At 49.9% G+C, this 5,818-nt stretch carries 5 protein-coding genes; all 5 read left to right on the top strand.

Translation table 11 applies throughout. From position 1 onward, the window contains the following. Positions 1-464 precede the first annotated feature (464 nt). Complete coding sequence (locus tag M3200_RS06880; protein ID WP_022382800.1) at positions 465-1,391, top strand: carbon-nitrogen hydrolase family protein; 927 nt, start codon at positions 465-467, stop codon at positions 1,389-1,391. 216 nt (positions 1,392-1,607) lie between these two features. Then, on the top strand, positions 1,608-1,985 hold the full coding sequence (locus M3200_RS06885) for a biotin/lipoyl-binding protein (RefSeq protein ID WP_022382802.1): 378 nt from the start codon (positions 1,608-1,610) through the stop codon (positions 1,983-1,985). Further along, positions 1,949-2,830 (top strand): efflux RND transporter periplasmic adaptor subunit, encoded by an 882-nt coding sequence (locus M3200_RS06890; RefSeq protein ID WP_022382803.1) that lies wholly within the window; start codon positions 1,949-1,951, stop codon positions 2,828-2,830. Before M3200_RS06885 ends, M3200_RS06890 begins: the two co-directional genes overlap by 37 nt. Before the next feature lie 12 nt (positions 2,831-2,842). Next, complete coding sequence (locus tag M3200_RS06895; protein ID WP_022382804.1) at positions 2,843-5,620, top strand: efflux RND transporter permease subunit; 2,778 nt, start codon at positions 2,843-2,845, stop codon at positions 5,618-5,620. After that, a partial coding sequence (locus M3200_RS06900) for an efflux RND transporter permease subunit (protein ID WP_288178207.1) occupies positions 5,577-5,818 on the top strand: 242 nt, incomplete at its 3' end. The genes M3200_RS06895 and M3200_RS06900, both read left to right, overlap by 44 nt.

Below are 5,818 nucleotides of genomic sequence, written 5' to 3' on the forward strand. Positions count from 1 at the left end.
AATTATTCATCCCCCAAATTTCCGTGAAGAGCCATAAAAAAGGACGTCAATCATTACGATCGATGTCCTTTTTTGCTTTGTGTGAATAACCTGCTGCCTCATCTCGGTTGGAATGGAAGGGAGGAATAAGCAGAGCTGATTCAGCTAAATCCCATCAATCTTTACCGGTTGGTGGTTTTATTGCATGAATACCTGCTGAGTCCTCTTGGCTGGTATGGTGAAAAACATGCGGATTTGATAAGCGAAGGTATGTCAATCATTGCGATTGACTTTTTCATTTTATGTTTATATTATGTTCTGCACTATCATTGCTGAAATGGTTAATGGAAGAGACGGGGGATTAAGAGGGACGTCAATCGGCGTAATTCGTGTTCTTTATGTTCCCTTTTCTTTTATTATGCTGACATGGTAAACTATATGTAACATTGACTGAAAGATACGATAAAACTATGGCAGGGGGATTTATGATGAAAGTAAAGGACGGACAATGCCGGGTGGCTGTGGTGCAGGCGGAGCCTGTGATGTTTGACAAGAAGGCCTGTCTTTCGAAGGCTTTATCGCTTTTGAAGAAGGCGGCTAAGGGCGGGGCGAATCTTGTTGTGTTTCCGGAGCTTTTTATTCCCGGTTATCCTTATGGAATGAATTTCGGCTTTTCTGTGGGACGTCGTACGGCTGATGGCAGGAAGGACTGGAAGCGTTATTCGGATGCATCCATTGTTGTGGGTGAGGAAGAGACGGAAGTGCTGAAGGAAGAGGCCAGGAAGCTTGGCGTGTATGTAAGCATCGGCATTTCGGAAAGGGATGCGGTGAACGGGACGCTTTATAATTCCAATCTTCTGATTTCCCCGGATGGTGAAGTCTTGACGCACAGGAAGCTCAAGCCTACGGGCTCGGAGCGTGTGGTCTGGGGCGATGCGAATGAGGGATATTTCCCTGTGATGGATACGCCTTGGGGGCCGATCGGCTGCCTGATCTGCTGGGAGAGTTACATGCCTCTTGCAAGGACGGCGCTGTATCAGAAGGGGATTACGATCTATATTTCCTGCAATACGAATGACAATGCGGAATGGCAGCATACGATCCGTCATATTGCACTGGAAGGACGCTGTTTTGTCATCAACTGCGATATGCTGATTACAAAGGATTCTTATCCGGGGGATCTTGCAACGGCTCCGGAGAAGGATGCTGTTTCCAAGGGTATCGTATGCCGCGGAGGAAGCTGTGTGATCGATCCTTATGGTCATGATATTTCTGAGACGGTATGGGATATGGAGCGTATTATTTACGCGGATTTGGACATGGAGGACGCTGCGGCTGCCAAGATGGAATTTGATCCCTGCGGTCATTATGCAAGAAATGATGTCCTCTCACTTCATGTGGACGACAAATAATCAATAAAAGTGCAGGCGGATGGATATGTCCCGGTTCGGGATATTCCATCCGTTTTTCATTTATTTAGGTTTTGTTTTCTGTTACAATAAGGTAGACATGAATGAATTTGGATCCGGGCATGCCTGGATTTTTTCTATTGGAATCAATAGTCTGATGATCCCTGCCTGATGAATTGAAGGCAGGAGACACGGACAGACAGAGTCAGGGGTGGGAATATGTTGATAGGAAATGCAAGGAAGAAGGCAGGAATAGCGGCAGCTGTGATTCTTTTCGGAATCATGGGTCTGACGGCCGGATGCGGCACGACGGCGCAGAAAAGCAATGCTGTTTCTGTCAAGACGATGAAGGTGCTCCAGCAGGATGTATCTGTTTCCCATGATTATTCAGGGGAAGTACAATCGACGGATGCGGTAGCCATCAAGCCAAGTGTTTCCGGTTCTATTGTGGAAAAGTATTTTACCAGCGGGCAGGCTGTCCAGAAGGGGCAGCCGCTTTATAAGATCGACAGATCGACGATCGTCAGTATTCGTCCCAGGTACTTTCTGCAAGGTCGAATGTGGATAAGGCCAGGACGGCTTACAACAATTCCCTGATTGATCTTCAGCGCTATGAAAAGCTGGAGGCTTCGGGTGCGATTGCAGAGCAGACGCTCACGACGCAGAGAGCCACGGTGGAAACATACCGTTCTGAATATGAAGATATGCAGGCACTTTTGCAGGAGGCAGAGGAGAATCTGGATGATACTGTCGTCCGTTCTCCAATGTCAGGAAAGCTTTCTGTCGATGATGTGGCGGCAGGGACGTATGTGACGTCGGGATCGACGCAGCTCGTATCTGTCGGCACAATCAATCCGGTCTATGTCTCTTTCTCTGTCAGTGAAAATGAATTCCTGAATTTCAGAGAAAACGGACGCAAGCCGAAGGAAAGCGATGCAGCAAGCAGTGAATTTGTTCCGCCGACGGCAACGCTCACGCTCAGCAATGGTTCCAAGTATGCGGAAACAAGCACGACATATATTGCTGACCGCCAGCTCAATCAGTCCACTGGTACGCTCACAGTCAAAGCTCTCTTCAATAATGACAATCATCTCCTGCTTCCAGGCATGTTTGCCAAGATTACGATTGAGGGCCAGCCGCAGAAGGATGCACTTCTCGTTCCGCAAAGAGCAGTGCAGCAGGTTCTCAACAAGTCCCTTGTCATCGTCGTGGGGCCGGACAACAAGTCTGTTTCCAAGATCGTAGAGCTTGGCGATGAAGTGGGAAGCTACTATGTCGTCAAGAGCGGTCTTACCAAGGATGATAATGTCGTAGTAGAAGGTCTGACGAATCTGAAGGAAGGACAGGCTCTGAATCCTACGGAAACGAATGCGCAGGAACTGGGGCTGTCCCTGACGACAAGCACGACGCCGTCTTATGCCGTTACCTCCCAGCAGTCATAAAGGAGGCCGGTTATGTCTAAATTCTTTATCAGGCGTCCAATTTTTGCGATTGTCATTTCGCTGATTATCGTACTCCTCGGCCTGATCTCGCTTTCGACACTGCCAATTGCGCAGTATCCGCAGATTTCTCCGCCGACGATACGTCTCAGCGCCAATTATACGGGTGCCAACGCAAGCATCGTCAATCAGACGGTCGCGCAGGTCATTGAAGACCAGCTGAACGGCGTTGAAAATATGGACTACATGTCTTCGACGTCAAGCAACAGCGGTTCTTACAGCCTCTCGATTGTCTTTGACCTCGATTCTGACGGGGATACGGATTCCGTCAATGTACAGAACAGTGCCAATCTGGCCAAGAACAGCCTGCCTTCCGAGGTCCAGCAGACGGGCCTTACTGTCAGGAAAGCATCCGGCGATATGGTGCTGATGGTCAATCTGTATTCGCCAAAGGGTACATATGACCAGGCCTTCCTTAAGAATTACGCAGATATTTACCTTCTGGATAAACTGCAGCGTGTAAACGGCGTAGGCAATGTCAATACATTCGGTTCCAGCTATGCCATGAGAATCTGGCTGAATCCGGACAAGCTCGCTGAAAGAGGGCTGACGGTGGCAGACGTCACATCTGCCATCAAGGAGCAGAACGTGTCCGCTCCTGCCGGTACGATCGGTGCCCAGCCGGCACCGGCTACGCAGGAAAAGCAGTACAGTGCCAAGGTGGAAGGGCGTCTCACGACACCGGAACAGTTCGGGAATATCATCCTGAAGTCTGCTTCCAATGGCCAGTTTGTCCATTTGCAGGATGTTGCCACGATTGAAAGAGGCACGCAGAATGAAAGCAATAATTCGAAGATCAACGGGAAGTCGGGGATCGGGTTTGGCGTACAGCTGACCAATGATGCGAATACTCTTGATACTGTCACGCAGGTCAAGCAGATTCTTTCGGAGGCCAAGGACAGTTTCCCGCCGGATCTTGATTACATTATCGTCATGGATAATACGTCGTTCATCAATGCATCCATAGATGAAGTCAAGGCTACATTCATTGAATCTTTGATTCTTGTCGTTCTCGTCGTATTCCTCTTCCTGCAGAAGTGGAGGACGACTCTGATCCCGGTCCTCGCAGTGCCGGTTTCCATTATCGGTACGTTTGCTTCTTTCGTTCTTCTTGATTTCTCCATCAATACGCTGACACTCTTTGCGATGGTCCTGGCAATCGGCATGGTCGTCGATGATGCGATTGTCGTCATTGAAAACGTTGAAGAGCACATGGAAAGGGAGGAACTCGATCCAAAGGCTGCGACGGAAGTGGCTATGGATGAAGTACAGGGGCCGATTGTCGCAACGACGGCAGTCCTGGCATCCATCTTCATTCCGGTTGCCTTCCTTGGCGGCATCACGGGCGTCCTTTACAAGCAGTTTGCCGTGACGATTACGATATCGATTGCAATTTCCGCATTTGTTGCACTGACGCTGACGCCTGCCCTCTGCGGGCTTCTCCTGAAGCCGGGCGATACAGGTTTCAGGCATGGCCCGCTTGCCGCATTCTTCCATAAGTTCAATTCTTCTTTCGACCATATACTCGAAGGCTATACGAAGAAGGTTGACTGGATGATTCATCATCTGAAGTTTGCAGGCATTTTCCTCGTCGTCATATGCGTCCTCATGGGTGCTTTCTACAAGATTCTTCCTTCGACCTTTGTTCCGTCTGAAGATCAGGGATTCTTCATGGCAAGCATCAAGATGCCGGAAGGGACGTCCCTCAATCAGACAATCAAGACAGTCGATGCCATGGCGGCTGAAACGAAGACGATTCCAGGCGTCAAGGATGTCATGACAAATGCAGGCGGATCCAGTTCGAATACAGGAAATCTTTACGTTTCTCTGGATAACTGGGATCAGCGGACTGCATCGGCCGAAAGTGTCACGTCCATTATTACCCAGTTCAACATGATGGCGGCAAAGGATCATCCGGAAGCCAGCATTTATGCATTCAATGTGTCCTCGCTCCCGGGCCTTGGCATGGAAGGCGGCTGGAGCATGCAGCCGCAGGATAATCTGGGCCTTTCGGATACGGAACTCAGCGATCTGGCGGCCAAGGCTGTCGCAGCCTGCAACGCGCGTCCTGAGCTCATGAGTACAAGAAGCGACTACAGTGCTGATACGCCAAGCTATGAATTCTCTGTCGACCGTGAGAAGGTCAAGAGTCTTGGCATCAATTTGTCAGATGTATTTACGGCCCTTCAGGTCAACTTCGGCGGTACGCAGGTCAATGATTTCAATCAGTTCGGCCGTACGTACAAAGTCATCGTACAGGCAGGCACGCAGTACCGCTCCCAGGCGGATTCCCTGAAGTTCATTTCCGTTAAGACTTCCAGCGGCGATATGGTTCCGCTTGATACCATCCTGACGAAATCCATTACGACAGCGCCTTCTTCCATCACGCGTTTCAATGGTGTAAGAAGTATTGCCATCCAGGGCAGTGCCGCTTCCGGCTACAGCTCCGGCGAAGCCATGGAAGCGGCTAAGGAAGCTGTCCTTTCCGTCGCTCCTGCAGGGGAGACAATCGAATGGTCCGGCCAGAGCCGCGAGGAAAATAACTCCTCTAGCTCAACGATGAAGACACTTGCCATGGCGCTTGTCTTTGCTTTCCTCTGCCTGGCAGCTCTCTATGAAAGCTGGTCAGTCCCGTTTGCCGTACTCTTTACCGTACCGACGGGTATTTTCGGAGCGCTCTTCTCTGAATATGCCATCAATAAAAATGGCAGCGCCTCTCGGATCGACCAGTGATGGTTTCCAGAACAGCGTTTACATGCAGATCGGCATTATCATGATCATCGGTCTGGCGGCAAAGAATGCCATCCTGATCGTTGAATTTGCCAAGGAACGTGTCGATAACGGCATGGATCCGCTGGAGGCTGCAGTGGAGGCATCCCGTCTCCGTTTCTGTCCGATCCTCATGACAGCCTTCACCTCCATCATCGGCTG

The sequence above is a fragment of the Dialister sp. CAG:357 genome (genome assembly GCF_000435155.1).
In the GTDB taxonomy this organism is placed as follows: Bacteria; Bacillota; Negativicutes; order Veillonellales; family Dialisteraceae; genus Dialister; species Dialister hominis.